Origin of the sequence: Psychromonas sp. SA13A (assembly GCF_011378715.1) — a bacterium.
In the GTDB taxonomy this organism is placed as follows: Bacteria; Pseudomonadota; Gammaproteobacteria; order Enterobacterales; family Psychromonadaceae; genus Psychromonas.
In genome coordinates this window covers 1-26,186 of record NZ_WTKU01000025.1, presented here as the reverse complement: position 1 = coordinate 26,186, position 26,186 = coordinate 1, and the positions used below count along the sequence as shown (strand labels likewise).

General features: G+C 36.1%; 25 protein-coding genes and 1 pseudogene. 6 read left to right on the top strand and 20 right to left on the bottom strand.

Translation table 11 applies throughout. From position 1 onward, the window contains the following. The first annotated feature begins 1 nt into the window (after nucleotide 1). Nucleotides 2-739: a 1-(5-phosphoribosyl)-5-[(5-phosphoribosylamino)methylideneamino]imidazole-4-carboxamide isomerase gene (gene hisA / locus GQR44_RS17065; RefSeq protein ID WP_028867935.1), complete on the top strand. Its 738-nt coding sequence runs from the start codon at nucleotides 2-4 to the stop codon at nucleotides 737-739. 159 nt (nucleotides 740-898) lie between these two features. Here the strand turns inward: hisA and GQR44_RS17060 are convergent, their stop codons facing one another. The 13 genes from GQR44_RS17060 to GQR44_RS17000 form a co-directional block, all read right to left on the bottom strand. Further along, a complete protein-coding gene (locus tag GQR44_RS17060) occupies nucleotides 899-2,137 on the bottom strand; it encodes a cyclopropane-fatty-acyl-phospholipid synthase family protein (protein WP_166372894.1) in 1,239 nt (412 codons plus the stop codon). Nucleotides 2,138-2,166: 29 nt separating this feature from the next. After that, on the bottom strand, nucleotides 2,167-2,949 hold the full coding sequence (locus GQR44_RS17055; RefSeq protein WP_166372893.1) for a DUF1365 domain-containing protein: 783 nt from the start codon (nucleotides 2,947-2,949) through the stop codon (nucleotides 2,167-2,169). A 44-nt stretch (nucleotides 2,950-2,993) separates the two neighbouring features. Next, entirely contained in the window at nucleotides 2,994-4,313 is a 1,320-nt protein-coding gene (locus tag GQR44_RS17050) for an FAD-dependent oxidoreductase (RefSeq protein ID WP_166372892.1), read from the bottom strand. Continuing rightward, the gene (locus GQR44_RS17045) at nucleotides 4,313-5,035 is read right to left on the bottom strand and encodes an SDR family NAD(P)-dependent oxidoreductase (protein ID WP_166372891.1); all 723 of its coding nucleotides are present in this window, start codon (nucleotides 5,033-5,035) and stop codon (nucleotides 4,313-4,315) included. Before GQR44_RS17045 ends, GQR44_RS17050 begins: the two co-directional genes overlap by 1 nt. Next, the gene (locus GQR44_RS19915) at nucleotides 5,035-5,685 is read right to left on the bottom strand and encodes a nuclear transport factor 2 family protein (protein WP_240923719.1); all 651 of its coding nucleotides are present in this window, start codon (nucleotides 5,683-5,685) and stop codon (nucleotides 5,035-5,037) included. The genes GQR44_RS17045 and GQR44_RS19915 overlap by 1 nt, the downstream gene beginning before the upstream one ends. A 256-nt stretch (nucleotides 5,686-5,941) precedes the next feature. Further along, entirely contained in the window at nucleotides 5,942-7,393 is a 1,452-nt protein-coding gene (gene phrB / locus GQR44_RS17035; protein ID WP_240923717.1) for a deoxyribodipyrimidine photo-lyase, read from the bottom strand. Between the two features lie 111 nt (nucleotides 7,394-7,504). Beyond that, the gene (locus tag GQR44_RS17030; RefSeq protein WP_166372889.1) at nucleotides 7,505-8,464 is read right to left on the bottom strand and encodes a DUF523 and DUF1722 domain-containing protein; all 960 of its coding nucleotides are present in this window, start codon (nucleotides 8,462-8,464) and stop codon (nucleotides 7,505-7,507) included. Nucleotides 8,465-8,581: 117 nt separating this feature from the next. Beyond that, nucleotides 8,582-9,274: a ChrR family anti-sigma-E factor gene (locus GQR44_RS17025; protein WP_166372888.1), complete on the bottom strand. Its 693-nt coding sequence runs from the start codon at nucleotides 9,272-9,274 to the stop codon at nucleotides 8,582-8,584. Further along, nucleotides 9,267-9,893, bottom strand: coding sequence for a sigma-70 family RNA polymerase sigma factor (locus GQR44_RS17020; RefSeq protein ID WP_166372887.1), 627 nt, complete (start codon nucleotides 9,891-9,893; stop codon nucleotides 9,267-9,269). The genes GQR44_RS17025 and GQR44_RS17020 overlap by 8 nt, the downstream gene beginning before the upstream one ends. A 278-nt stretch (nucleotides 9,894-10,171) precedes the next feature. Next, nucleotides 10,172-10,747 (bottom strand): LON peptidase substrate-binding domain-containing protein, encoded by a 576-nt coding sequence (locus GQR44_RS17015; protein ID WP_166372886.1) that lies wholly within the window; start codon nucleotides 10,745-10,747, stop codon nucleotides 10,172-10,174. Nucleotides 10,748-10,845: 98 nt separating this feature from the next. Beyond that, on the bottom strand, nucleotides 10,846-11,451 hold the full coding sequence (locus tag GQR44_RS17010; protein ID WP_240923715.1) for a DUF3833 domain-containing protein: 606 nt from the start codon (nucleotides 11,449-11,451) through the stop codon (nucleotides 10,846-10,848). Beyond that, nucleotides 11,444-12,016 (bottom strand): chalcone isomerase family protein, encoded by a 573-nt coding sequence (locus tag GQR44_RS17005; protein ID WP_166372885.1) that lies wholly within the window; start codon nucleotides 12,014-12,016, stop codon nucleotides 11,444-11,446. Before GQR44_RS17005 ends, GQR44_RS17010 begins: the two co-directional genes overlap by 8 nt. Further along, nucleotides 12,009-12,593 (bottom strand): DUF2878 domain-containing protein, encoded by a 585-nt coding sequence (locus GQR44_RS17000; RefSeq protein ID WP_166372884.1) that lies wholly within the window; start codon nucleotides 12,591-12,593, stop codon nucleotides 12,009-12,011. Before GQR44_RS17000 ends, GQR44_RS17005 begins: the two co-directional genes overlap by 8 nt. Before the next feature lie 457 nt (nucleotides 12,594-13,050). On the opposite strand from GQR44_RS17000, the gene hisF reads away from it, so the two are divergent. Next, on the top strand, nucleotides 13,051-13,824 hold the full coding sequence (gene hisF / locus GQR44_RS16995) for an imidazole glycerol phosphate synthase subunit HisF (protein ID WP_166372883.1): 774 nt from the start codon (nucleotides 13,051-13,053) through the stop codon (nucleotides 13,822-13,824). Beyond that, nucleotides 13,821-14,444, top strand: a complete 624-nt coding sequence (hisIE, locus tag GQR44_RS16990; protein WP_166372882.1) for a bifunctional phosphoribosyl-AMP cyclohydrolase/phosphoribosyl-ATP diphosphatase HisIE — start codon at nucleotides 13,821-13,823, stop codon at nucleotides 14,442-14,444. Before hisF ends, hisIE begins: the two co-directional genes overlap by 4 nt. Before the next feature lie 228 nt (nucleotides 14,445-14,672). Here hisIE and GQR44_RS16985 read toward each other — a convergent pair whose 3' ends face one another. The 7 genes from GQR44_RS16985 to GQR44_RS16955 form a co-directional block, all read right to left on the bottom strand. Then, nucleotides 14,673-15,632: a collagen-binding domain-containing protein gene (locus tag GQR44_RS16985; RefSeq protein WP_166372881.1), complete on the bottom strand. Its 960-nt coding sequence runs from the start codon at nucleotides 15,630-15,632 to the stop codon at nucleotides 14,673-14,675. Between the two features lie 326 nt (nucleotides 15,633-15,958). Further along, the gene (locus tag GQR44_RS16980) at nucleotides 15,959-16,519 is read right to left on the bottom strand and encodes a heme-binding beta-barrel domain-containing protein (protein WP_166372880.1); all 561 of its coding nucleotides are present in this window, start codon (nucleotides 16,517-16,519) and stop codon (nucleotides 15,959-15,961) included. A 295-nt stretch (nucleotides 16,520-16,814) separates the two neighbouring features. After that, the gene (locus tag GQR44_RS16975; RefSeq protein ID WP_166372879.1) at nucleotides 16,815-17,558 is read right to left on the bottom strand and encodes an amino acid ABC transporter ATP-binding protein; all 744 of its coding nucleotides are present in this window, start codon (nucleotides 17,556-17,558) and stop codon (nucleotides 16,815-16,817) included. A 2-nt stretch (nucleotides 17,559-17,560) separates the two neighbouring features. Then, entirely contained in the window at nucleotides 17,561-18,232 is a 672-nt protein-coding gene (locus GQR44_RS16970; RefSeq protein ID WP_166372878.1) for an amino acid ABC transporter permease, read from the bottom strand. A 25-nt stretch (nucleotides 18,233-18,257) separates the two neighbouring features. Next, nucleotides 18,258-19,016 (bottom strand): amino acid ABC transporter substrate-binding protein, encoded by a 759-nt coding sequence (locus GQR44_RS16965; protein WP_166372877.1) that lies wholly within the window; start codon nucleotides 19,014-19,016, stop codon nucleotides 18,258-18,260. A 478-nt stretch (nucleotides 19,017-19,494) separates the two neighbouring features. Continuing rightward, nucleotides 19,495-20,091 carry a glutathione S-transferase family protein gene (locus GQR44_RS16960; protein ID WP_166372919.1) on the bottom strand — a complete coding sequence of 199 codons (597 nt, stop codon included), beginning with the start codon at nucleotides 20,089-20,091 and terminating at the stop codon, nucleotides 19,495-19,497. Between the two features lie 15 nt (nucleotides 20,092-20,106). Then, on the bottom strand, nucleotides 20,107-21,351 hold the full coding sequence (locus GQR44_RS16955) for a DUF711 family protein (RefSeq protein ID WP_166372876.1): 1,245 nt from the start codon (nucleotides 21,349-21,351) through the stop codon (nucleotides 20,107-20,109). A 313-nt stretch (nucleotides 21,352-21,664) separates the two neighbouring features. On the opposite strand from GQR44_RS16955, the gene GQR44_RS16950 reads away from it, so the two are divergent. The 3 genes and pseudogenes from GQR44_RS16950 (at nucleotide 21,665) to GQR44_RS16940 (ending at nucleotide 26,178) form a co-directional block, all read left to right on the top strand. Next, on the top strand, nucleotides 21,665-23,494 hold the full coding sequence (locus GQR44_RS16950) for an ATP-binding protein (protein WP_240923714.1): 1,830 nt from the start codon (nucleotides 21,665-21,667) through the stop codon (nucleotides 23,492-23,494). Between the two features lie 52 nt (nucleotides 23,495-23,546). After that, nucleotides 23,547-24,878 carry a sigma-54 dependent transcriptional regulator gene (locus tag GQR44_RS16945; RefSeq protein WP_166372875.1) on the top strand — a complete coding sequence of 444 codons (1,332 nt, stop codon included), beginning with the start codon at nucleotides 23,547-23,549 and terminating at the stop codon, nucleotides 24,876-24,878. Between the two features lie 143 nt (nucleotides 24,879-25,021). Beyond that, nucleotides 25,022-26,178 (top strand): annotated as a pseudogene (locus GQR44_RS16940) (IS3 family transposase). The last annotated feature ends 8 nt before the right edge of the window (nucleotides 26,179-26,186 follow it).

Genomic DNA, 26,186 nt, shown 5'->3' with positions numbered 1-26,186 from the left:
AATGATTATTCCAGCACTTGATCTTATCGATGGTAAAGTTGTGCGATTATACCAAGGTGATTACGATCAAAAAACGGTGTACAGCGATGATCCACAAAGCTTATACACTATTTACAATGAACAAGGCGCTAACTGGTTACACCTTGTTGATTTAGATGGCGCTAAAGATATTACTAAACGTCAATTAACTGTGATCGAAAGTTTGATTAAGAATACGCCTGCTAAAGTACAAATTGGTGGTGGGGTTCGTACAGAAGAAGATGTTAAAGGTTTATTAGATGCAGGCGCTCACCGTGTTGTTATCGGTTCAACTGCCGTTAAAGAACCTGAAATGGTCGCGGGTTGGATGGAAAAATACGGGCCGGAGCATATTGTATTAGCGCTTGATATCAATATCGATGCACAAGGTAATAAAATTGTTGCTGTATCTGGCTGGCAAGAAGACAGCGGCCAGACAATTGAATCTTTACTAGAAATCTATCTGAAAGTAGGTTTAAAGCATGTTTTATGTACTGATATTTCTAAAGATGGCACATTAACAGGTTCTAATGTCGACCTTTACAAAGAGATGGTAGTTGCTTTCCCTAGCGTCTCTTGGCAAGCATCTGGCGGTATTGGTTCTTTGGATGATATTGCTGATGTAGCTCGATCTGGTGCTCAAGGTATGATTGTAGGACGTGCTTTACTAGAAGGTAAGTTTACAGTTGCAGAAGCGATTAACTGCTGGCAAAACGCCTAATTTTTAGTAAAAATTTTAGTAAAAAGTTCAGTAAAAATATTTGAAAAAAATGCCCTAAGATTTTTAAATCTTCGGGCATTTTAGTTTCTAAATTAGAACAATAATATTGAGTAAGTATTCTAATTTTGTTTGATGGTATGTAGTGATACAGTACTTGTTTTATTTTCGAGCAACTAAATGCACTGTGCTGATTGAACGTTCTAAAAACGCACCTTCACAGTAAGCAAAGTAATATAACCAAAGGCGTTTAAACTGTTCATCATAACCAAATTGCGTTAATTCAGTCCAAGAATCAAGAAAACTGCTACGCCAATCTGCGAGTGTTTTAGCATAATCCAGCCCAATGTCGTGTAAACCTTCAATCACCATTTCGCTACTTTCAGTTAACTGTTCTGATAACACATTAACAGACGGTAAAAAACCACCTGGGAAAATATAACGCTGGATGAAATCGACATTATTTTTGTAATGTTCAAAGCGTTGATCTGCGATAGTTATTGACTGAATTAATAGTTTACCGCCCTCTTTTAAACGGTCATTACATTGTTCGAAAAAACTAGGTAAGAACTCATAACCCACCGCTTCAATCATTTCAATGGAAACGACTTTATCGTAAGTACCCGTCAGGTCGCGATAATCTTTCTTCAATAAAGTGATTTTACCTTCCAAGTTTAATTCTTTCACTCTTTGCTCAGCATATTCATACTGCGCATCAGATATAGTAGTAGTCGTTACTTTACACCCAAAGTTTTGTGCCGCATAAATGGCTAATCCGCCCCAACCAGTGCCTATTTCTAATAAATGATCATCCTCAGTTAAAGACAAACGTTCACATATTGTTTTTAACTTGTAAAGCTGAGCATATTCTAAAGAGGTTGTCGGAGATGGATATATCGCTGATGAATACATCATTTGAGGGTCAAGAAAGCGAGTATATAATTCATTACCAAGGTCATAGTGAGCGAGTATATTTTTCTTTGAACCCGATTGTGTATTTCTATTTTGCCAGTGCGTGATAGCATTTTTAATTTTATTAAAAAAAGATTTTTTTGATTCTAATTTATCGGTTTGTTGCTGAGCTTTAGCAAATATTCGAATTACATTGGTCAGATTTGGACTACTCCACTTACCTGCAATGAATGCCTCAGCGACACCGATACTTCCGCCTTTTACAAAGTCTTTATAAACACTCATGTCATGGATATGAATTTTACCTTTTATAATATCCTTATGATTGTCTGACTGAGTGTTTTCTGGAAAAAATTGACTATGCGATGCTTCTACTAACTCTAATTGACCATAGCTAAGCTTTGAAAATACAGAATGGACTAAATGACGACAACGTTTATCAAACCACCCCGTCGTATTTTGTGTACTAACATTTTGTATTTCTTCCATTACGTTCTCCTAAAAAATAAACTGTCTAGCTAACTGATTTTTTGATAACCCACAAAAGGTATTTTTTTAATAAATAATCGTAATGCTTGCCAATAAATACTGGTTACGATCTTAATGGTCATTATTGGTAATTGGATCCACACACCTAACATATTGCGTTTGGTAAAAGGCTGCTTTCTCAGTACTAGACTTGCTTCGAATAACTTACTTATATCCCCAGTGTTTTGGTTGAAACGCTTATTTTCAATTTTTATTAGTAATTTATCATCGTCTATTTTTGGTGCTTTGATATGCCAGGTATAACTCATATCTAAATCCATAAATGGCGAAACTTGAAACACTTTATCGGTAATTTTAGGTTCATCTTGTTGTAATAAATCAACCAAATAATAGTGTCTTTCATTCCAAGGCGTATTACTCACTTCTGCTAACATCTGTGTACATTGTTGTTGCTTGTCATAACAAAAATAAAAATTAACTGGGCTAAAGTAGAGACCAAAACACCTGACCTGTACAACCATTAAGATCCGTTCTATATCAGCGTAACCCTCTAATTGCATTACTTTATTCTTTATACGACGCGATAATGAATCTGGTTCACTTCTGAGATAATCTTTTTCCACAAATCGTAAAGGATGATACCAAGCAAACCCAAAAATCCCTTGATTCTTTGGTCTCTTTTCAATCTCATCTACGTCTAATGCGAGCATGTATAACGTTGAATTAAAGCTATGCTTCCTCGGCTGAAAACGTTTATGAATAACTTGTCCAACATAGATGGCACTTTGGCTAAGCGGCGATGAGTTAGGCATGTTTTTATTCCTTGTTGTAGAACAACCTTTTATACCGAGTGCTATTAATTACGGTTTTCTGCAAAGGCATCTAGGTGGCAATCAAAGCGCTTAGCAACTTCTACTGCGCTTCGAACACCATCTTCATGGAAACCATTATGCCAATATGCCCCTGCAAAGTGTGTGTGATTAATCCCGCAAATAAGATCTCTTTGCTGCTGTGCTCGAATCGATTCAGATGAAAAAATGGGATGGTGGTAAATAAACTCCCTTATAACTTTACTTGGGTCGATATCTTGTTTTTGGTTCAAGGTAACGCAGAAAGTATGCTCGCTTTCTAATCCCTGCAAAATATTCATGTTATAAGTTACACTCGCCGCTTTCTCTCTATCTTGACTTAATTGATAATTCCAACTTGCCCATGCTGCGGTTCTATCGGGCAGTAAACTAACGTCAGTATGCAGTATCACTGAATTTTCACTGTATGGCATTGAAGATAGCAAGGTGTCTTCATCTTCCGTTGCATCGACCAATAAGGCTAACGCTTGATCCGAATGGCAGGCTAGGACTACTTCATCAAAGGTTTGTGTGTTGATATAATTATTGCTAACGGTATCATTCTCGTCATTGTTAACAACATTGCTAAAATGCAAATGAACTTGATCGTCTCGTCGGGTAATACCGGTAATATTAGCGTTTAAATGAATACGCTCTTTGAACGGTTCACAAAGTGGTCCTAAATAACTACGAGAACCATTAGGCACAACATACCACTGTGGTCTGTCGGCGATATTAAGCAGGCCATGGTGGTGGAAAAATTGCACAAAGAAACGAAATTCGAATTCTCCCATTTGTGATAATGAACTAGACCAAATAGCCGCACCCATTGGTAAAATATAATGCTCAGCAAAAAAGGCACTAAATTTATTATCATTCAGGAACTGACCAAGTGTTAACCCTGGTAGGTAAATATCCTGTTCAAAAATAGACTTACACAATTTATTGAAGCGCAGGATCTCTTTTACCAACTTCCAGAATGAAGGTCGAAATAAATTGCTTCTTTGTGCAAATAAAGAATTTAAATTGTGACCGTTATACTCCAAGCCAGTTTCACAATTATGTACTGAAAAACTCATCTCAGTCGCTTGCTTACCAATCCCTATTTCATCCAATAAAGCGAGGTAATTTGGATAAGTTTTATCATTGAAGACAATAAAACCTGTATCGATAACATAGGGTTTACCATCTTTTTCAATATCTACAGTGGCAGTGTGTCCGCCAATATAATCATTTTTCTCAAACACAGTGACATTGTGCTTTTTCGATAATAAGTAAGCACTAGTGAGTCCAGAAATACCGGAACCGATAATTGCAATATTTTTCATTATTTTTGGTCTCTTAAGATAATTTTTTGCCACATAGAAGCAGGAAGGAAACTGAAGAATTTAAGTAATAACGTAAGACGTTTCGGGAAATGAGTATATTTTTTACGTTGATTAACGGCGTTGATTATTTTTGTTGCTGCCACTTCACTGGTTAATAAAAAAGGCATCGTAAAGTCATTTTTATCCGTTAAAGGGGTCTTAATAAAACCAGGGTGTACCAAAGTCACGTCAATCTCTTCTTTGGCTAAATCTAGGCGTAAGCTCTTAGCTAAATAATCAATACCAGCTTTTGATGCACCATAGGCTTCACTTCTTGGGAAAGGCACGATAGTTGCGCTTGAGCTGATAAATACAACTTGTCCGCCTGGTTTCACCTTAGGCAAAAAATACTCTAGCAACCACCCTAATGAGATTAAATTGGTAGTCACAACATCAGCAAAGAGTTCTCCATCAAACTGTTTAGCATTGTCGATATAACGACAATTTCCTGCATTCAAAATTAATATATCTAAAGACTCAATAGATTCAGCATAAGCAGCAATTTCTGATTTAATAGTAATATCGAATGCACAGGTTTTATAAGCTAGTTTTTGCATTTTCTGTAGCTGTAATTGGTTCCTACCACAAGCAATAACTTGTTCACCAAGTTCACTGTATTGTTCAAAAAGTGAATGCCCAATACCTGAAGTGGCACCAGTAATAAGTATCCTTTTATTCGCCATTATTTAGCCGCCTTATTTTTTATCCAGCTTACTATTCGACCAAATAAAGGAAGTTGTTCGTACAGCATTGCACCAAGGTCTAAATAGTCACGATGATAAATAACTTTGCCTTTTTTAGCACATAGGTGCGAGGTGCCAAACACACTAACTACTTTGCCTTTATTTAATTTAGGATGCTGATAAGTCATTTCCCAATATATCGATGCTTGATTGGGCTGTGCAATCACATTACTTATCTTGAAGTCACAACAGCTTAGGTTTTGATACAGATTTTCAAAGTACTGATGTAAATTTTTTAAACCATTTATTTCATGAATAGGATCGATAAAGGTAACCTGTTGATCATAAATCGATTCTAATAGCATCAAGTTATTGGCTGATAGGTTTTGATATACTTCCATGAATGTATTTAACCAGTCAGGATGAGGGTCAAAATAAGGAAGATGTGCAGGATTATCTGTTGATTCGATTGCTTGAGAATGATCTGACTTGGAGTCTTTTAAAACTGCAAAGTCTTCCTTCTCAAATACATTTTGTTGTTGAGTCGTACCTGAATTTTGTTCATCTTCGGTGGCAGGGTCACATTGCTGTGGCTCGGAAGCTAATGCTTGCTCCTTAAATTTTTGATCGCTTAATGGTTTATCGCTCATCATATTTACCGTCATCAAAATAACACTCATGGAAGTCATAGTGTTGTAAGTGAATAAACTAAATCAACTATATACCTGTGATTAAAACCTACTGTAATCTACCAACTTACAATATCGAATATTGCATCACAGCAATCACGACATTAACAAGTATTTATCTTACATATTGATAGCTATGTTACATATCAGGATTACGTACAAATGTTACGTATCAATATTCGAGTATTTATTAAATTACAACTTCTAGCATAATGATTTAGTGTGATTTATAGAAAGCTAAAGCATTTAATCTGGCTTCTTTATGATCAACAATCGCAGGCCAATAAATAGATAAGTGATTTTGCTTAATATATTTATGTGGAAAATGAATTTGCTTATCAGGTATTTTGCTTAGCTCCGGTAAGTACTTACGTATGAAAGTTCCTTTAGGATCAAACCTTTCACTCTGTGTAATTGGATTGAAAATTCTAAAATAAGGTTGTGCATCACACCCAGTACTCGATGCCCATTGCCAACCACCATTATTCGAAGCTAAATCTCCATCAATGAGATGTTGCATGAAGTATTTTTCGCCTAAACGCCAATCAAGTAGTAGATGCTTTGTAAGAAAGCTAGCAACAACCATACGTAAGCGATTATGCATCCAACCCGTTTGATTCAACTGACGCATTGCAGCATCAACTAATGGGTATCCTGTTTTACCTTCACACCACGCGTTAAAAAGTTCCTTGTCATAAGGCCACACTGATTGATGATATTTGTCATTAAAACATTGGTGCTTACAGAGTCGTGGCTGGTCAAACATCAAATGACGATAAAATTCTCGCCAAATTATTTCATTTAACCAACAAAACTCTTCACTATCACTTGAGATTAAGATGTCTGGAAATTTGTTTAATAATGAGTTCAATACATAGTTAGGGCTCAATACACCGGCTGCTAAATAAGGTGAGAGGCCACTGGTACCTTTTATTGAAGGAACATCTCGGTTAGTTTTATAACGTGATATTTTGTCTCTATAAAACTGTGGCATTGCTTTTTTCATTACCACATTGATTAAAGGCCATTTGTTAGAGATAGAATCAGATTCTTTGCTTTCTTGCTGTTCATTTACCTGTTCATTTTGAATTGCTTTACTGTTAGTAATAGCAGTCGCATCCCCAAGATAATTGAAACCAAATTCTCGAATATGAGCTAACCAAGAACGCTTAAAGGGGGTAAATACTTTATACATTTGACCAGACTGATTAAGCACTTTGCCCTTGGGTACAATAACATCAGCTTCAAATAGCGTTAATGAAATGCCCTGCTCTGAGAAAGCAAGATCACGCTGTTGCTCATTAACTTCAAGTTCACTATTGGCGATCACGTTAGTAATATTATTTTGTAAGCAATAATGTTTAAGATAATCGACTTGTGCATTAAAATCATCAACAGTAACAATTGTTAAATTTATATTTAACATAGCTAGTTCACTGACTAAAGCTTGAGCATGACGTTTTACAAAATCAATTTTTATGTCAGACCAATGATGAGCTAACCATTGCGGCTCGGAAACAAAGAAAATAGCTTGAGCTGTGGTGTCAGAATCTGATTGGTTAATGAAGTATTGCAATGCAGGGTTATCATTAGTTCTTAAGTCATTACGAAACCAAAGCAGTTTTGAAGATGTTTCATGGGATGAGTTTAGTAAAGAAGAGGAAGACAAAATAGTTCCTTTTAACATTCAAGATGAATAATTGTCCTTCGAAAGAAGGACAATATAGTGCGTTTATTAAACCCGCTTCGTAATGTTGACGATTGTTAGTACGCGTCTAAATTAGTAAGCGTATCTTAGTCTCAAACTATCAGGGTATGGCGACAAGTACGACTGCCCTTTCAAGTAATCTTTTGGATACTGCAGTAAGTAGTGATTAATCAATGTTAACGGCGCAATTAAAGGTAACAAACCTAATCGATAACCATCTATCTGTTCACATAATTCCTTACGTTGTGGAGCCTCTAAATGCTTAGAGAAGTATCCTTGAATATGAGTCAACGTATTAACATGGTTTTTACGCGTAGCAGGGATTTTTAACGCATCCATTAGTCCCGAAATATACTGTGATGCTTTCTCGGCTAGAGGCAAGTCAACATCTGCAAGTAATTGACCTAACTTTCTGTAAGCAACTAAATTATGGCTCATGACGGTATATTTATAATGACTGTGGAACGTTGTTAACTTGTGTTTTGTTAAACCAGAGTCACTGACCATTTGCCAGTGTTTGTAAGCATAAATACGTGCTACAAAATTCTCTCTGATATGCATATCATTGAGTCGACCATTTTCTTCACAAGGTAATAGTGGGTTTGCTTCCATTATCTCTTTTGCAAAGGCTCCAATACCGTCCGATGTCAGAGAGTTTCCTTCGGGTGTGTATACTTTAACGCGCTCCATTCCACAGGTTGGGCTTTTTGCGCAGAAAACATAACCGCTCAAGTGTTTAGTCATGTCGGCTACTTTTTTACCGTAAGCCTGTAATGCTTCTGTTACATCGCCGCTTCCATCTGGTCTTGCAATGGTTATCATGTCATCTTTTTTAATCTGACGTATAGTTGGTCGTGGGATCGGTAAGCCGATAGCAACTTCAGGGCAAAATGACTCGTATTGAACGTGCTCCCCAAGTTCATCAATACAAAAACGAGATGGTTTGTTGCTCGCATCAAAGCGAACTTTTTGGCCAATTAGACAGGCACTAATGCCAATTTTAATATCTTCTTTTTCAACTGAATAAATCATTATTCACTCCATGAACTAATAACGAGAGTTGCTAAACTACTTACGTATTTAAGTAATAGTTTATTTGGAAACAAGTAATTAGCAACTAACAATCTAACCTAAAAAGGTAATAAACACTTAATATATAAAACTTCCAATCGGGTTAAGTAGTTTATTAATACCTTGTGTAAAATGTAAAGCGTCATTGGCAACGGTGTAACATAAACACCCTTTTTCAGAGATTGGATTATGTGTAAATGTACCGTCTAACATAATAAAGTCGCCTTTATGATATTCACCTCGGTCATCACTAAAGGATCCGTCTAACAAAACCGTTAATTCAAAACCTTTATGTGTATGTTCTGGTACACCGCCACCTGGATTAATGTGCAATAAATTTGAATGAATCTCATTTTCATCCAATTGCAGACGTGCTCTTGAAAGCTTGCCAACATTCGCAGCTTTTCCCATGGAAACATTATTCAGTGCACTCGGCAGCGTATAAGACTTATCTTTAAAGATAACCTCCTTAGGCGCTACTTCTACTAATGTGTCAATGTCATTTGAGTCAGTAATATCATTGATCATTGAGTCAAAAAAATCATCTTCAATATTATCACTCTCAAAATCAAGTTTGTTCAACTCATTTAAAAGCGGATTACTTAATTGCTCAAAACTACGCTCAGCTACTTGCTCGGTGAGTTGTGCGATTTTTTGTTGGCACACAGGACATAGTTCAGCGTGCAGAGTGATACCTATTGATAATGAAGCTGGCAACTCACCATTAACATAAGCCTGAATTAATTCGAATTTAGGATGATGTTTAATCATGCTCTTCTCCTAATTGCACTTTCATTTTGACTAAGGCTAAACGTAACCTAGATTTAATCGTGCCTAATGGTAAATTAAGATGGGTAGCGAGTTGTTCTTGTGACATTTCCATTAAATAAAAGCCTTTTACAACTTCTTGCTGTGGTACAGGTAATGCTTCAATGACTCGTAATAATTGTTTATTTTCAAGATGATCTTCGTAGCTATGATCTTCAGCGACAGCATTTTCAGCTATTGGCCAAATATCATCACTTAAATTATCTTCACGGTTATTTTTTATTTTTCGTAGTAGGTCAAAAGTAACATTACGCATAACGGTATAAACCCATGTAGTTGCAGCACCTTTGTTTGAATCAAACAAGTGAGCCTTACGCCAAACATTGCTCATGGTATCTTGTACTACTTCATGTGCTTGTGCTTCATTAGGGAATTTACTACGCGCAATACGCTGAATTTTAGGTGCAAAGAACTTAAACAAATGTGTAAATGAAATTTTGCATCGGTTTTCTGCTACTGCTTTTAACCACTCACAAAGTTGAGTGTGATCTGTATTTTCTGTCATGTTAGTAGATCTAACATGACTGACTTGTGTTGGCAATTTAGTTTGTACAGCTACCATAATTAATTCTCAATTTTGGACTCTGCATAGTAATACGCAGGTAAATTAAAAATGGATCACCTTCTTACTAAAATAATTGTATTAATTGAAATAATTATATTTATTAAAGCATTACATTCGTAATATAAGTCACAGGAATAGTTTTGCGGAGGTTATGTGATAATTGATGCGGTCACTGGATATAAAATAAACACATGCCGATACTTCAGTTGTCGCATTTAATTTTAATCCAGCATAGTAGCCATTCACAAGGTAGTTATTCACAGCTTCTTAAGCACTCATAATTGCTCAGCAATGATCGAACTAACCAGTTTTTCTGCTTCAGAATATGTGGATTCGTAAATGAACGAGTTTTTGACATCAAATGGGATAGGTAACAATTCAATCCACCTTGCTACAACCCAATAAGGATTTAGTTGCAAGTTATGATCATATAAGTCTTTCAATAAACCATTACTCTCTACTAACGACTGTAATGAATCCATTAACAGAGGAATTGCTACAGATGATTCATTTTCCGCCCAGTGTTTGAAAGGAACAGCGGTTGCAAAGTGAAGTTGCTCCTTATTTTGATCAACCTGATTTACTTGTACTAACGTTTTACATTTTACATCTATTTCTAATACACCATCATCACCTTGATCAAAATTAATAATCTCAACCCAGCTTCCCCAAATAGCCAACTGCTCTGACTTATTGTCTATATCAGGACAAATAATAAAGCCGCCATTACTTGTTGCTAAGCTCACCATTTTTAAATAACGCGCTTCAAAGATCCTTAAGCGAGTTATGCCACCTGGTAGCAAAAAGATGCTCAGTGGAAAAAGGGGTAAATTAACTGTTTTATTGTGCATTTATTATCCTATTTAATACCTTTGTATTTATCTCTTCTGATTAGTCATTAATCGTTAATCACGAAATAATTTTTTTCTGTAAGACGCTCTATTCATTTTTATTGACACTTTTTAACGGGCAATTGCTTATCAAAAAACAACGTCACATTCGCAACATTAAAACCAAGCTTAGATATTGACGTTTTGTTCATTACTCGATATTCATCCAACTGATACATCCAATCATTCATGGTTACGTTGTAAGTGCTTTCATCAACTTGCAGCGCTAATGTATATTGCAGTTGGAAAGCAAAACCTTGATGCTTACCTACTGCTGCACCAATAACATCTTCAGCGGTACCTAAGTAACTACCATCATGTTGTTTAGTCAATAACCAATTTCGGTAACTGATTTCGCCATCGTCAAAATAAAATTTCTCAGCTAATACTCCGCTATCACCCTGCCACCTACCGGATAATTCAACACAGAAACGTCTCGTTACTTTATCGCTTCTATCCTGTAATGTTCCCCAGGCGATTAAGTCGCCACTAAAATACTTTTTAAGGTCAAATTGTTTACCCTGCTGTTGGTAATCTTCTATATTTGCAGAGCAACTCATTAGTAGTGTCGATGTTAAAACACACGCTAAAGTAGCCGATGTAACTTTTTTATATTTAAGTAGAGATTTCTTAGCATTATTCATTACTTTTTTAAACTTAATCATTAACAGTTCTCCCTAACAATTGCTCACGTAATTTAGGCTCGCTGGTCTCTTTTGATAACCAAATATCTAAAAATAAAAGAGCAAAATTCTCTCCATCCATAGCACCTAACAATTCACCGTTGTGATAAAAGGCACTTGAATTATTTTTCACTACTAACGCCAAACTATCACCTGCTTTTATGTTCGGCCAAATAGCCTTTAATTGCGGTAAGTAGTCTTTATATTGTTGCTCACTTACTGCTAAGTACTGCCATTGTTCAATGGTGTAATCAACTAAATCTACAGCCGTTACATCCTTTAAATAATCAATTTTATAAATTAAGTTATCGTGATTAGATGATTGTGGATATTTACCTGAACCTGTTGATAATTGGCTCTTATAAAGATCCCAAAAAAGTACTGAAAAAATCGCATTGCCAACCACTTTCAACTCATTCTGTTGTTGAAAAGAAGACAATGTTGTAGGCCACTGTGCTTTATCATCTGTCTTATTTTGCGCATTTATGGCATTGCTGAAAAACAATGCAAATGATAACAACCCCACATAGCTTATTTTTTTAAACATTTGGATACTCTCTATCTGCCGATTTATCTGTTTTTAATTTAGTAAAAGCAACATCGTTTGATCGTGTATTGGCTGATTTAAACGAATCAGCACTGCTTTTAACCAAGATCAGTGACTTTAATAAAAATATAACAATGAATAACAACGCCCAAATTACGCCAAGCACTAGATACGTTTCAACGAGTGGATATGAAAAATCAACGGCATTGAATTTCTCTCCAGCCACAATATAACTGAGAGGTGCAATAAAAAATCCGACACTGACTTGTAACAATTTAGAATGCTTTAAAAAAGATAAACTATGTGAAACCGTACTTGCAAAACATGCCCACAGTACGATTAACCAGAACGGCGTATAACCAGAACCCATAAAAATGAAGAAGTTACTGTAATTAAGCATTGAATCGATTGAAACACCGATCACGGTGATCACTAAAACAAGCTTTGCCTCATTTTTATTATCAGACAAAATCAGTAAATGAATAGCTAACATTAGTAGCGCAACAGGTATAAATATGTTCCCCCAATATATGAGGCCAAACCAAGCAAAATTAAATCCAATCATATTCACTAGCATGTTAACTCCTAACCATCTTTCTATTCGTTGGCGGTTAATACGAAACTAAAATGCATTTAGATCTTTTATACTGTTTTATTTATCCTAGATCCGCATAATAAGTTCGATTAATTAATGCACTTCGAAAAATAGCAATACAGACAAACAATAATGGATTTGATCAATTAGCCTCTGAGACTATTTAAATATTATGATTTTATGTCGCGATAATGACCGAATAAAGCCTTGTGGTAGGTAATGCTCTTTGATGAGTATAAATTGAAGCACTAAAATTAAAATAGTCGTTCAAGATAAGTGAGAATAATTATATACTTAGTGCATTGACGTGAATAACAAACTAAAAATATTAGTGAGTAATTATATTTCTCTGTGCATTTACAATGCTGATGGAACTAAAGCTAATGAATAAAATAGGTAACATATTGATGTATAATAATTTATTAAAGGGATTTTTATTATGTTAGCAAAACGTATCATTCCTTGTTTAGATGTTAAAGATGGACAGGTAGTAAAAGGTGTACAATTTCGTAACCACGAAATCGTAGGCGATATCGTACCGCTTGCTAAACGTTATGCTGAAGAAGGTGCTGATGAACTGGTTTTTTATGATATTACAGCAAGTTCAGATGACCGTGTTGTTGATAAAAGTTGGGTAAGCCGCGTAGCAGAAGTGATTGATATTCCTTTTTGTGTTGCCGGTGGCATTAAAACTGAACAGGACGCACAGCGTATTCTGGAATTTGGAGCTGATAAAGTTTCGATCAACAGCCCTGCTTTAGCCGATCCTAGTCTAATTAATCGTTTAGCGGAAAAATTTGGTACACAGTGCATCGTTATTGGTATTGATTCATACTTTGATCAAGAAACAGGTCAACATCAAGTGAAGCAATTTACCGGTAATGAGCATGCAACAATTACAACTAAATGGAATACCTTTGATTGGATTAAAGAAGTTCAATCACGTGGCGCTGGTGAAGTTGTTCTTAATGTAATGAATCAAGATGGTGTTCGATGCGGTTATGATATTGACCAATTGAGTCAAGCACGAGAAATATGTACCATTCCGTTAATAGCTTCAGGTGGTGCTGGTGAAATGGTACATTTTGCAGACGTTTTCAATCAAGCCGATGTAGATGGTGCTCTAGCAGCAAGCGTATTCCACAAACAAATAATTAATATTGGTGAGTTAAAATCTTACCTTCAAACACAAAAGGTAGCGATTCGTTTATGAGTTTAATGAAACAAGAACAGCTTCAATCACTGGATTGGGCAAAAGTAGATAACCTAATGCCAGTAGTTGTGCAAAATAAAACGTCGGGCAAAGTTTTAATGTTGGGTTACGTTAATCAAGAATCATTAGCGGCAACGCTTGAATCTGGAAAAATGACATTTTTCAGCCGCACAAAACAACGTTTATGGTGTAAAGGAGAACAGTCAGGTAACTTTTTAAATGTTATCGAAATTAGTTCAGATTGTGACAATGACACATTACTTGCCATTGTTGATCCTGTTGGTCCAACTTGTCACCTTGGTACTGAAACATGTTTTAAAGGCGAACAACAACCGGCTTTAAGCTTTATGTCAGACCTTGAGCAAGTGATCAAAAGCCGTAAAGGTGCAGATCCTGAAAGTAGTTATACAGCCAGTTTGTATGCACGTGGCACTAAACGTATCTCACAAAAAGTAGGTGAGGAAGGTGTTGAAGTTGCACTAGCTGCAATGGCTAAAGATATGGATGAGTTAACTCGTGAAAGTGCAGATCTTATCTACCACTTAACCGTATTGCTACAAAACGAAGGTTTATCACTAGCTGATGTTGCTGCTGAGCTAAAACAACGTCATAGCAAATAAAGTTAACTGCCCTACTAAATTTATAAGCTAAATGTAATCAGCCTAATAGTTTTAGTACATTTTCTTAGCTTTAATAAATATAATAAAGCCGCTAGTAGCTACCTACTTAGCGGCTTTTTTGTAGATGATTTTTTCCTGCCATTCTTTACTTTCACAAAAAAGGCCACCAATTATTGGTGACCTCATCTCTATTTTGGTACTGTTTTTTATCGGAAGCGTTGCTATAGATTATTTACCTATAGAGGTTTTACGACGCCATAAACCGAGACCAAGTAAAGCAGCCGCAAATATAAATAAAGAAGAAGGAGCAGGTACGGGAGTAGGAACACTTACTGTCGGAATTGGGTTATAAGCGATATCACCATTAAACACTGGGTTGTGTATCTCACCGTTTTGGTAAAAGTTATCAACTACTACAGAACCTTCAATATAATTAGAAATAGTTAATGTTGCTAAAGGTGCTAATAGACTACCCTGCAAACGTTTATCTAATTTAATATCAATAGCTTCATAAAAATTCCAAATTATAAAATCACTATTCGCTTTGTTAAATCCACCGACGGGATTACCCAAACTTGCATCTGTGATATTCTCTCCTGCGACATTTATTACTACAGCAGATGGAGATTGGTTAGCAAATTTAATATCGTATTGTTGTACTAAACCATTACCAAATAAGTCACTAGTATCGATATTAAATACAGCCATTCCATTACCAACACTTGAATCAACATTAAAATTTGCAGCGCTTGGTTGGTTACCATTTGGTGAGTCCAATAAAGAGTTGGCATTGAGGTTAGCTAAGTAAGATGAAAAAGCTGTCAATTCATTTTTCACTAAACCAAAATCCACTGGCGAAGACCCTGTAACGGTAAGCGCTGAGTTTATTGTTCCATTATTATTTCCAGCAACCGTGACTGTGTGTCCATTTGCATTGATAGTCGAGCCTGATGTTACGTTACCACCTACCACTAATGCATTAACAGCAGGTGCTAGCTTAATACCATAATTTGATGCAGGACCTGAGATATTGCCACCGACTAACGTTTTACCTTCAACTTCACTATTTGACTGTAAATCACCAAATACAATCAGGTTATGTTCATTGAGCAACTCTATCGGCCCCGCGACACCAACCTGTGAATATAAACCTGTGACTAACGCTATAATCGTATAAGTTTTTTTCATGTTTACCTCTTAATTAATCATTACGATGTAATAAGCAATTATAAGGCCAAGTTAGCAAGCCATTGTTACTACTACTATTTATATATACCAATGTAGGTAGAATTTAAAAATGTAAATTATTTCGACACATCTATAGTTTTAAATTAACACTTTCAAACTATAGATGGCAGCTTGCGAAAGAGTATTTAAATCATCATGATAGACTAATATTCCTTCAAATCCATTGATAAGCATCTATATAGCTCACGGCAATTTGTTAAAAAGATAGTTACTAAAACATAAGTCGCGATGGCTAAATTGCCTCTGTTTACAGCAATCAGAAATGTTTACTTTATTTTAGTTAAGGTGTTTTTATCATTATGATCAAACTCTCTACCATAAATATCGAGTAACATATTTTGTTGATATTGAAGTGTATTACCCGATACCTGTAATTGTTGTTTGTAACTTTTAGTTTTCGCTTTTTGTACCAAGAAGCTACTTTGGATAATAGGACACTGTTCATTATCTAACGATGCTGCCACTGAGAATATTGTTGTATTTTCTTGTTGCGATGATGTGCCGCCCGCAAGTACACAAATACCACGAGGAATAGTTAAAGAATGCATTACTTTATCAGTCCCCTGTTGCCACATCCAATATCCAGTTTCTTGGTGAATTATTTTATTATTACTAATACGTTTTACTTTTTGAGTGTAATGTACAGCGCTCAATCTTTCTTCTTCTGCATTTGCTAAATCAACGGCTTCGGTAAATACAATAGTTTCATAATATTCATTATGTTCAGTGCCATCGGGTTCCGGAGCAAGGTCTTTACCTTTATTTCCTTCCCATGTGCCTACTAACACCGCCAACGGTCCATAGTCGATCAATTTTTGCTCTTGCATTGTGAAATCCTTTATTTTTAAATTAATGTATTTGAATTAAAAGTATTGAAATCGAAATTAACTAATGGCTAGCATTATAACAAATAAATGTAGTTAAATAGTTGAATTTAAATGTTAAATGATATTTATCAAAGAGATGTTTTGATAAAAAATTTAAAGGCAGAGAAGTTAAAGAATAAGCTTGTATAGTGGTTGATTGTTGTTTTTGTATTTACCCGTTACCATTCAAACTGTATTACTATTTCTATAGCTGAATGATGACGGATACAAAATAATCAAGTTTACTAACCTAAAGTTAATATCCTTTTTTTAACGCTCTTTTTACAAATGCTTTAGTACGTTGATGCTGCGGATTTTCAAAAATTTGTTGTGGCGAACCTTGTTCGACAATATATCCATCTTCCATAAAAATAACCGTATCAGCGACTTCTTTTGCAAATTGCATTTCATGGGTAACGACAATCATGGTCTGTCTTTCAACGGCCAATTGTTTCATTACTGCTAATACTTCATCAACCCATTCAGGATCCAATGCCGAAGTAGGCTCATCAAATAGAATAACTTCACCCTTCGCTGCCATTGCTCTAGCAATACCAACACGCTGCTGTTGACCGCCAGATAATTGTGAAGGATAAATGTGAAGTTTATCTTTTAAGCCGACTTTTATTAGAATAGCCTCGGATTTTGCTAACGCTTCCGTTTTAGGTACTCCCCAAACCGTAATTAAACTTTCAGCTACATTTTGCAGCGCAGTTTTGTTGGCAAATAGAGAATAGTTTTGGAATACAAAGCTACTCTGTTTACGTAATGCAGTCACTTCTTTTGCGGTATGTGACGATGCATCAATATTGACATCACCAATGTGTATTAGACCACTAGTTGGTGTTTCAAGGTAATTAAGGCAACGCAATAAGGTAGATTTACCGGTACCAGATGGACCAATAATAACAATTATTTCACCCTGAGACACTTCAAAATTGATATCTTTAAGTACTTCTAAATCACCAAACTTTTTGCTCAGACTGGTTACTTTGATCATGATTAATAAGCCTTATTAAGTTTGTATTCTAGAAGATGCTGTATACGTGTAAAGATGATAACAACAACCCAATAAACAATGGCTACAGCAAGAAAACTTTCAAAAAACTTGAAGCTTGAAGAGGCTTCCATTTGCGCTTTCGCCATAATTTCAACAACACCTAATGTAAACGCCAATGACGTACTTTTGATCATGTCGATGAAATAGTTCATTAATGAGGGGGTTGCGACACGTGAAGCCTGTGGCAAAATAACACGTTTCATTGCTTGAAAACGTGTCATCCCTAAACTTAAACAGGCTTCCATTTGTGATTTATCAATGCCTAAAATTGCAGCTCGAATACTTTCAGCCATATACGCAGAAAAGTGTAATGAAAGGCCTATAATAGCTGCGGTAAAAGCATCCATACCAACAAAAATAGGCATGAATTGTGGGAATCCATAATACAAAAGAAACAGTTGTACTAATAATGGCGTGCCACGAAAAAAGGAAATATAGAGAGAGACAAGGTGTTGTATAAAAGTAATTTTAAATACACGCACTAGGGCTAAACCCAGCGCGAGTATTAATGCAAATACAAACCCCCAAAGTGCCATTTCCATTGTCACCCCAAGATATTTTAATAAAATGGGCATTAATTCAATAATGTATTGAAAATCAAATGAACTTTGCATAAAAACGACTCTTTAAGGATTAATATTATTGCGTGATGTCAGTATCAAACCATTTGTTTGAGATTTCAGCTAATTTCCCATCTGCACGCATTGCTTCAAGTGCCTTATTAACTTTGTCACGAATAATCAATTGTGATGGTTTATTTAAAAATGGCATTGCATTTTCAATTTTTTCAAAAGGTTTACCTGCTAATTGTAAAGGTAACCCAGCTTTTTTAATTAACTGTGCAGAAGAAACTCGGTCCATTACGAATGCATCAGCACGGCCTAATGCTACATCTTGCGCAATACCTGTATCGTAAGTAACAATATTGATTTCATTGCTTGTATCAATTTTGCGTAATACTTGCTCAAAGTTACTCCCTAAATTAACTGCAACTTTTTTGCCCTTAAGATCTTCAACACCTTGGATATCATCCCGTCCTTTACGAACAACGATTTGAACACCGTCGATCACATAAGGAATTGAGAAAGCATATTTAGCAGTACGTGCTTCTGTAATGGTAATTTGGTTTGCTATAGTATCAATGTGCCCTGCTTCTAACATGCCAAATAAACCAGAAAAGCTACTTGTCACAAATTCAACTTTATAATCAGCGCGTTTTGCAACTTCATTCCATACATCCACTTCAAAGCCCTGAAGTACATCACTTTTAGAAAATGTAAATGGGAAGTAACGACCAGACATACCCACTTTAACTGTTTCCTGTGCAAATGCAGGTACGGTTAATAAACTTGTTGCAGCTACTAGCGCAACCAATGCTTTTTTAAAAAATACGTTCATATTATTCCTAACTAAAATCAATTTGGGTTTATGTTATGTGTTGGCAATGCAACATCAATAACTGGATACTTTACAGCGACTATTTACGATATTTAAAAACTAACCAAACTAAATACATAATACTAAGCACCATTCAGTTGATAAAAGCTGAACCATTTATAGGTAACACTATCGATTGATGTTAAGAAGTAATATTTTGTTGTCAGGAAAACATCTATAAATAAATTTAATTTATTATTAGCAGTTCACTTAAATTCTACAGTAAAACCTGAGGGTAAGGCATAATAATCATTATATTTTAGCCTAATTCAGTCTGATTGAAGCGAAAGTGTGCACATCTGTAATTTTGTATTAAACCATTAAGTGTTATCCCTGTCTTTAGTAATGTTATAACGAAATGTTATAACTTAGGGTAACTTGAACGATCGTGTACACTTTATAATCAGCGCATGTGACACAGTACAGTATCTAACAAAAATTACCCTATATGGATAAAATCTTTCTGATGCTCAATGCGAGATATCCAAGCAAGGATCGCGGGAAATTCATTTAAATCAAATCCACCTTCATAGGCCACATGCGTATAAGCAAATAAACTAATATCGGCGATAGACATTTCATCCCCTAATAAATAAGGCGTTTTCTGAAGCTGTATTTCCATCACCGCTAACGCCCTATTACCCCCTTCCTTTTTACTTTCTAGCTCCTGCAACCTATCTGCAGGGCTGCCTAGGTATTTATTAATGAAACGAGCAACTGCTATATAGGGTTCATGGCTATATTGTTCAAAGAACATCCATTGTAAACACAACGATTGTTGTAAGACAGATTGTGGGAACAACTGACTATCTTGCGCAAGGTAATAAAGGATAGCGTTAGATTCAGCAAGCGGTTGTTTTTGTTTGGTTATTAATAAAGGTATTTTAGCATTTGGATTAATAGCTAAAAACTCACTAGTGCGAGTTTCCCCTGCCATAATATTAACTTCAATCCACTGGTGTTCTATATTCAATAGCGAACAAAGTAGCTTAATTTTATAACAATTACCCGACAAACTATCACCGTAAATAATCACTGACATATTCAATCCTTAGGGTACCGATAATACGGCACAGTTACATAAATCATCACTTTCAAAAGCAGTCATATCACCCTCTTCTAAACCAGGTACTGGAAACAACCTAACCGTAAGTGGTTTATTTAATCGAAAGGCCATCGTACCAGTATCGCGCATTAAAGCAGAAATTTTATCAATTGGTGTGTCTCCAGGAATAGGCACAGTATCTAATCCAATGCCACACACTGCGCTATAGGTTAATAATGAACGTATATCGAAATTCTGTAGTTGGCTACCTTCCGCTAATCCTCTATCTTCGGTTAGAGCTAGCATCAATCCAGAAAAGCCCACCAGCGGAATATGTTTAATGGATTTAAATACACGGGTTAATAATGCAGAGGCTTCAACTGTACCCGATGCACCAAAGTACTCAACGCCTAATAATTCATAGACTTCTGTCATACTTGCACAATCTTTTGAAGGCGCGGCTGAACTGTCTAAACCTGCAAACTTGAAATCTTTATCAAGATGATCGTTTTCAATAACCGTTTTAATTTGATCCACATGGTATTGCAATTGTTGGGACAATGATTGGTAATAACCTGCACTTGCTTGCTGATGATTTAAGACCGGATTGTGATGACTAAATGCTTTCAGTGTTGCCACTAATAAATCAGGGGTTTCTAATCCAATAACAAAACTGTTTACACTGGATTGATTGCTGTAACCAGCGGGAAAATAGGGTATCAAAGGATCGCAATTGAAATTAACAGTGAAGTTAAAATTACCTTCTCCGCGGGGTGTGATCTGGCTGATCTTATTTACTGCTTTGGTCGCTTCTTCAATCAATTGATTATCTAAAACACCATTTTCATCCATCTCTATATTGACGCAGACATTACATAAATCGCCAAACTCTTTAATCAACTCTGGTATTAATCCTAATTGATGAGCACTGGTGGCTTCACCGATCGCAAATCGTAATCTTAAACCACTTTGCTGACCATTATTTAACATCTCATTTAAGATACGAAGATCCCGTTGAGCAGAATCTAGATCCGTAGTATCAATATATTCAGCGAATGCATTAGTCACAATACGAATAGATTGAACAGTATAACCATTTTGTTTTAAATCATTTGCTAGTGTTTGGCAAAACGAGTTCGCTTTTTGAATGATTTTAGGCCATTTGGTTTGATCAAAGTCTAATCTAACAAAAGTGGTAATTGTTCTAACTTTACATAAATTTTTATCCAATAAAATTTCAGGTAATTGCATATGACATCCTTTTATAATTAATATTCAACATAACATACTCTTTTCGCTTTCGTCACATTGAAGCAAGCACCATATACTTTTTATGGAGTTTATACTGATATAAGCAATATTTTTAGTCCCTTAACTATAATGAAACACCTATAAATTAATTGGAAATAATCAGATAATATATTTGAATCAATATGTTAAATATAAAAATTTACATAAAAGGTGACCTTTTAAAGGATAAAGTTGCGGCCAATACCAAATAATCGATATCACTAACATGTTATTTTATTGCATATAAATGGATTAGGTTAAGCAGGGATTTTAAATGGCAGTATTGATCATGGATAGCCTCAGACGCAGAGTGACTTTGTTATGGCTATTTTTATATTGTTTAACCTTGTTAGTAAGCATCCACTGGCTATGGCAGTACAGTTATCAACAATTACAAATAACTAACCAACAACAGCTAGATAGATTCAGTCGTCATATCGATAGCCAACTCGGCCATTTTTCATTTATTCCTCAGCTATTGTCTCGCCAAGGTATTATTATTAACGCTTTAATGGCTTCTGATAATAGCGCGCAACTTGATTTAACTAATCGACACCTTAATACCATCAACACAATCGTCGGCGCTTCAGATACCTACCTATTAGATAAAGATGGCACTACCATTGCGGCGAGTAATTGGAATAAAAAAAGCACTTTTATAGGCAATAATTTTGCGTTTCGTCCCTACTATCAAGATGCTATTCAAGGCTCTCCTGGACGTTATTTCGCATTAGGGTCAACCTCAGGAAAACGTGGTTACTACTTTTCATATCCTGTTAATTATGCAGCTGAAACGATTGGTGTGGTAGTGATTAAGATGAACTTATCTTTGATAGAAAAAGATTGGGCAGGCAAAGAACAATCCTTTTTGGTGACCGACCTTAATAATGTGGTTTTTATCTCATCTGAAATCAAATGGCTTTACCACAGTTTATCTCCACTCTCAGAGCAGCAAAAAAATGATTTACGAGAAACACGTCGCTACCTTGAGCGTAAAATAGACTATGTACCAATTTCAGGGAATTTAAACACTAACGCCGACCTCCTAAAGTTAGATAATAAAAAATTAGATAATAAAAAGTGGCTACCTACTTATTACCTCTCATTAATTAAAGCCTTTGATGATGAACAATGGAATGTTCGCGTGTTAGCGCCTATTACCCCAATCCTGTTCGATATCCTTTTGTTGTTCTTATTGATTACTTTACTGTATATGCTTTTATACCTGACCCTTATTTTAATTAAGCAAAAGCAAACTCGTCATCAGGAACAAGTGCTTGCAGAAATAAAGTCCAAACAAAAGTTAGAATTTACCGTAATGCAGCGTACTTCTGCATTACAAGCTGAAGTAGAGGAGCGACATAAGGCTGAAGCCGCGTTAAGATCTACACAAAAAGAATTGATTCAATCTGCTAAGTTAGCCGTATTGGGACAATTGTCTGCCAGTATTAGCCATGAACTTAATAATCCCTTATCGGCTATTCGCACTTATGCTGAAAATGCAGTGCTTTTTCTAGAGCGAGATAAGTTAGATCAAGTGAGTAATAACCTTAGCCGTATTACCCACTTAACGGAACGCATGGCAAAAATAAGTTCACAACTTAAATCTTTTGCGAGAAAGTCCAATGGAGAGTTAAAGATAATTGCTTTGCAACCGGTTATTCTCGCCGCCCATGAACTGTTAAAACCACAATTAAAAGCCAATAGAACAGAGCTAACAATGCATTTACCTACACATTCCATTCATGTAAAAGCAGAACCTATTCAGTTAGAACAAATTGTTGTTAACCTACTCTCTAACGCTTTGCAATCGATGCAATACAGCGATCATAAATTGATTGAAATTGAATTAATTGTTGAATCCGATATTGCGAAGATTAAAGTATTGGATCAAGGGACTGGAATCGATGAAGCTCATCTCCCTCACCTTTTTGAACCCTTCTTTACCACCAAAGAAACAGGACTGGGCTTAGGTTTATCAATTTCTCAGCAAATCATCAATAATATGCAAGGTACATTAACGGCTAAAAATAGAGTATCCAGTGGTGCAGAGTTCTGTATCTCACTCCCCGTCAATAATAACAATATAAACACCAAACAATAATTAACACCGTCAGATTAAAGTAACAGAAGTAAATCAAGATTAAGGAAAATGAATGAGCACAGTATTTTTTATTGATGACGAAATAGATATGCGTCTAGCTAACCAACAAACGTTTGCTTTAGCCGATATAGAAGCAGAATTTTATGCAGATGCCGAGTCTGCATTAATTGCAATGAAAGAAACATTACCCTTGGTGGTGATATCGGATATCAGGTTACCCGGTATCTCTGGCTTACAATTATTAAATACCTTAAAAAAACGCGATGCCGACTTACCGATCATCTTGATAACAGGGCACGGGGATATTTCTATGGCCGTTGAGGCGATTAGAAATGGTGCCTATGACTTTATCGAAAAACCCTTTGCATCGGATAGATTAATTGAACATACACGCAAAGCCTTAGAGAAACGTCAACTCACACTTGAAAATAGAGAATTAAAAAAAGCCTTACAAAATAAAGAAACATTAGGGCCACGGATCATCGGCAACACACCCAGCATGCTCACACTCAAGCAAATGGTTAATCGCGTTGCAGATAGCCATGCAGATATACTACTCTATGGTGAAACAGGGACAGGTAAAGAATTAGTAGCTCGCTCCTTACACGAACAAAGTCAACGTCGTTCCAATAACTTTGTTGCTGTCAACTGTGGTGCGGTACCCGAAAATTTGATTGAAAGTGAATTATACGGACATGAGAAAGGCGCATTTACCGGTGCAGATACACAACGAATAGGTAAATTTGAATATGCACAAGGCGGCACGCTATTCCTTGATGAAATTGAGTCAATGCCAATGCAGGCACAAGTGCGTTTGTTACGAGTATTGCAAGAACGCAGTCTGGAGCGTGTTGGTTCAAATAAAGCCATTGATTTGGATATTCGTATCATAGCGGCTACTAAAGTAAATTTAAAAGAAGCGCCCAACTTTAGACAAGATTTATACTATCGCCTGAATATGGTCACCCTTGATTTACCCCCGTTACGTCATCGCAAAGAAGACATAGCCAAATTGTTTCATCACTTTTTATTAATAGCGGCGGCTCGATATGGTAAAGCTGCTCCTGCGTTACCCGCAAATTCATTACAAGCGTTACTAAGTCATGACTGGCCAGGTAATGTGCGTGAATTAAGAAATGCAGCAGAACGTTATATTTTATTAGGTTCCTTATCAGACTTAAATGATGTCAATAATGATGTTAATGCAGGGTTAAGTTTAGCTGAGCAGGTAGAAGCCTTTGAAAAAACATTAATCGAACAAGCTTTAAGTATAACCAATGGCAGTATCAAAAATACAATGCATGCACTTAATTTACCGCGTAAAACGCTATACGATAAAATGCAAAAACATGAGATCGAAAAGCAAAATTTTAAAACAGAATAACGGTGACTGTTGACAATGATTAGCGAACTTTACTGGCGAGGAATATAAGTCATAAATAGGTAATTGAATTGGATCTCTTTATTCTGGTCTAATTGAACTGGACACTTTAATTTTGGATAATACTATCCACTAAAGAGGTGAACATGAATACGAGAAGACAATACAAAACTTATACCAGTGAATTTAAAACTGAAGCATTGGCATTAGTCAGTGAACAAGGCTATAGCGTTCAAGAAGCTGCTTCTGCTTTAAACATCACGACTAGCTTGCTTTACAGTTGGAAACAAAAAGCAGAGCAACATGCTAACTCAACTGTAGATTCAGATGAACGTGCTGAATTACTTGCCTTACGCAAAGAAGTTAAACGACTGCGTATGGAGAAAGAAATATTAAAAAAGGCCAGTGCCTTCTTCGCAAAAGAAATGAAGTAAAGTATCGGTATATTCGAGCGAGTCGCTCTAAATATCCCATAAAATTGCTTTGTAATGCATTACAAGTGAGTCGTAGTGCATTTTATGATTGGCTTGAACGCCCCGCTAAAGTCATCCGTGAAGAAGAGCTGAACATGTATCGAGCAGCACGACAGTTATTCAAGCGAAGTCGCGGTAGCCTGGGCTCTCGCCAGTTATGCAAGAAATTAAGAGAAGCGGGCTTTAAGGTGGGTCGTTATCGTACACGTAGTATCATGCGCAAGCTAAAGCTTGTCGTCGTACAGCGCCAAGCATATAAGGTAACAACAAAGCGTAAACATACAGATAGTGTTGCTGATAACCTATTGGGTCAGCAGTTTAACCCTAAACAAGAGAATCTAGTGTGGGCTGGCGACGTCACCTATTTGAGGACCAATCAAGGTTGGATGTATTTAGCCATTGTCATGGATTTATACTCTCGTCGGGTTATTGGCTGGTCTATATCTGGCCGCATGACGGTTGATTTAGTTGAACGCGCATTGCAAATGTCGATTAATATCAGGCAACCTAAAGCGGGTTTGATGTTCCACAGCGATCGTGGTTCTCAATATACTAGTGGGCGATTTAATCGATTATTGAGTAAGCATAAAATAATAGCCTCAATGAGTAGCGTGGGAGCTTGTTTAGATAATGCAGTTGTTGAGCGGTTCTTCGGCAGTCTTAAGAATGAATGGTTATTAAATATTGTTCACTTAACGCGTGAAACGATGAAGTTAGATGTTGAAGAATATATCCGCTATTACAACCATGAACGGCTTCATACAACACTCGGAGATCTAACTCCGATTAACTATGAAAAATTACAAAGTCAGGTGTCCAGTTGTGCTTGACCAGAATA

Bases quoted from the DNA above. Each gene is read 5' to 3' on its own strand.
- GQR44_RS17025 (WP_166372888.1), bottom strand. From the start codon at position 9,274: ATGATTAAACATCATCCTAAATTCGAATTAATTCAGGCTTATGTTAAT.
- GQR44_RS17050 (WP_166372892.1), bottom strand. From the start codon at position 4,313: ATGAAAAATATTGCAATTATCGGTTCCGGTATTTCTGGACTCACTAGT.
- hisF (WP_166372883.1), top strand. From the start codon at position 13,051: ATGTTAGCAAAACGTATCATTCCTTGTTTAGATGTTAAAGATGGACAG.
- GQR44_RS19915 (WP_240923719.1), bottom strand. From the start codon at position 5,685: ATGAGCGATAAACCATTAAGCGATCAAAAATTTAAGGAGCAAGCATTA.
- GQR44_RS16980 (WP_166372880.1), bottom strand. From the start codon at position 16,519: ATGCAAGAGCAAAAATTGATCGACTATGGACCGTTGGCGGTGTTAGTA.
- GQR44_RS16950 (WP_240923714.1), top strand. From the start codon at position 21,665: ATGGCAGTATTGATCATGGATAGCCTCAGACGCAGAGTGACTTTGTTA.
- GQR44_RS16945 (WP_166372875.1), top strand. From the start codon at position 23,547: ATGAGCACAGTATTTTTTATTGATGACGAAATAGATATGCGTCTAGCT.
- GQR44_RS16965 (WP_166372877.1), bottom strand. From the start codon at position 19,016: ATGAACGTATTTTTTAAAAAAGCATTGGTTGCGCTAGTAGCTGCAACA.
- GQR44_RS17060 (WP_166372894.1), bottom strand. From the start codon at position 2,137: ATGGAAGAAATACAAAATGTTAGTACACAAAATACGACGGGGTGGTTT.
- GQR44_RS17030 (WP_166372889.1), bottom strand. From the start codon at position 8,464: ATGATTTATTCAGTTGAAAAAGAAGATATTAAAATTGGCATTAGTGCC.
- GQR44_RS17005 (WP_166372885.1), bottom strand. From the start codon at position 12,016: ATGTTTAAAAAAATAAGCTATGTGGGGTTGTTATCATTTGCATTGTTT.
- GQR44_RS17020 (WP_166372887.1), bottom strand. From the start codon at position 9,893: ATGGTAGCTGTACAAACTAAATTGCCAACACAAGTCAGTCATGTTAGA.
- GQR44_RS16985 (WP_166372881.1), bottom strand. From the start codon at position 15,632: ATGAAAAAAACTTATACGATTATAGCGTTAGTCACAGGTTTATATTCA.
- GQR44_RS17055 (WP_166372893.1), bottom strand. From the start codon at position 2,949: ATGCCTAACTCATCGCCGCTTAGCCAAAGTGCCATCTATGTTGGACAA.
- hisIE (WP_166372882.1), top strand. From the start codon at position 13,821: ATGAGTTTAATGAAACAAGAACAGCTTCAATCACTGGATTGGGCAAAA.
- GQR44_RS17000 (WP_166372884.1), bottom strand. From the start codon at position 12,593: ATGCTAGTGAATATGATTGGATTTAATTTTGCTTGGTTTGGCCTCATA.
- hisA (WP_028867935.1), top strand. From the start codon at position 2: ATGATTATTCCAGCACTTGATCTTATCGATGGTAAAGTTGTGCGATTA.
- GQR44_RS17010 (WP_240923715.1), bottom strand. From the start codon at position 11,451: ATGATTAAGTTTAAAAAAGTAATGAATAATGCTAAGAAATCTCTACTT.
- GQR44_RS16975 (WP_166372879.1), bottom strand. From the start codon at position 17,558: ATGATCAAAGTAACCAGTCTGAGCAAAAAGTTTGGTGATTTAGAAGTA.
- GQR44_RS17015 (WP_166372886.1), bottom strand. From the start codon at position 10,747: ATGCACAATAAAACAGTTAATTTACCCCTTTTTCCACTGAGCATCTTT.
- GQR44_RS17045 (WP_166372891.1), bottom strand. From the start codon at position 5,035: ATGGCGAATAAAAGGATACTTATTACTGGTGCCACTTCAGGTATTGGG.
- GQR44_RS16970 (WP_166372878.1), bottom strand. From the start codon at position 18,232: ATGCAAAGTTCATTTGATTTTCAATACATTATTGAATTAATGCCCATT.
- GQR44_RS16955 (WP_166372876.1), bottom strand. From the start codon at position 21,351: ATGCAATTACCTGAAATTTTATTGGATAAAAATTTATGTAAAGTTAGA.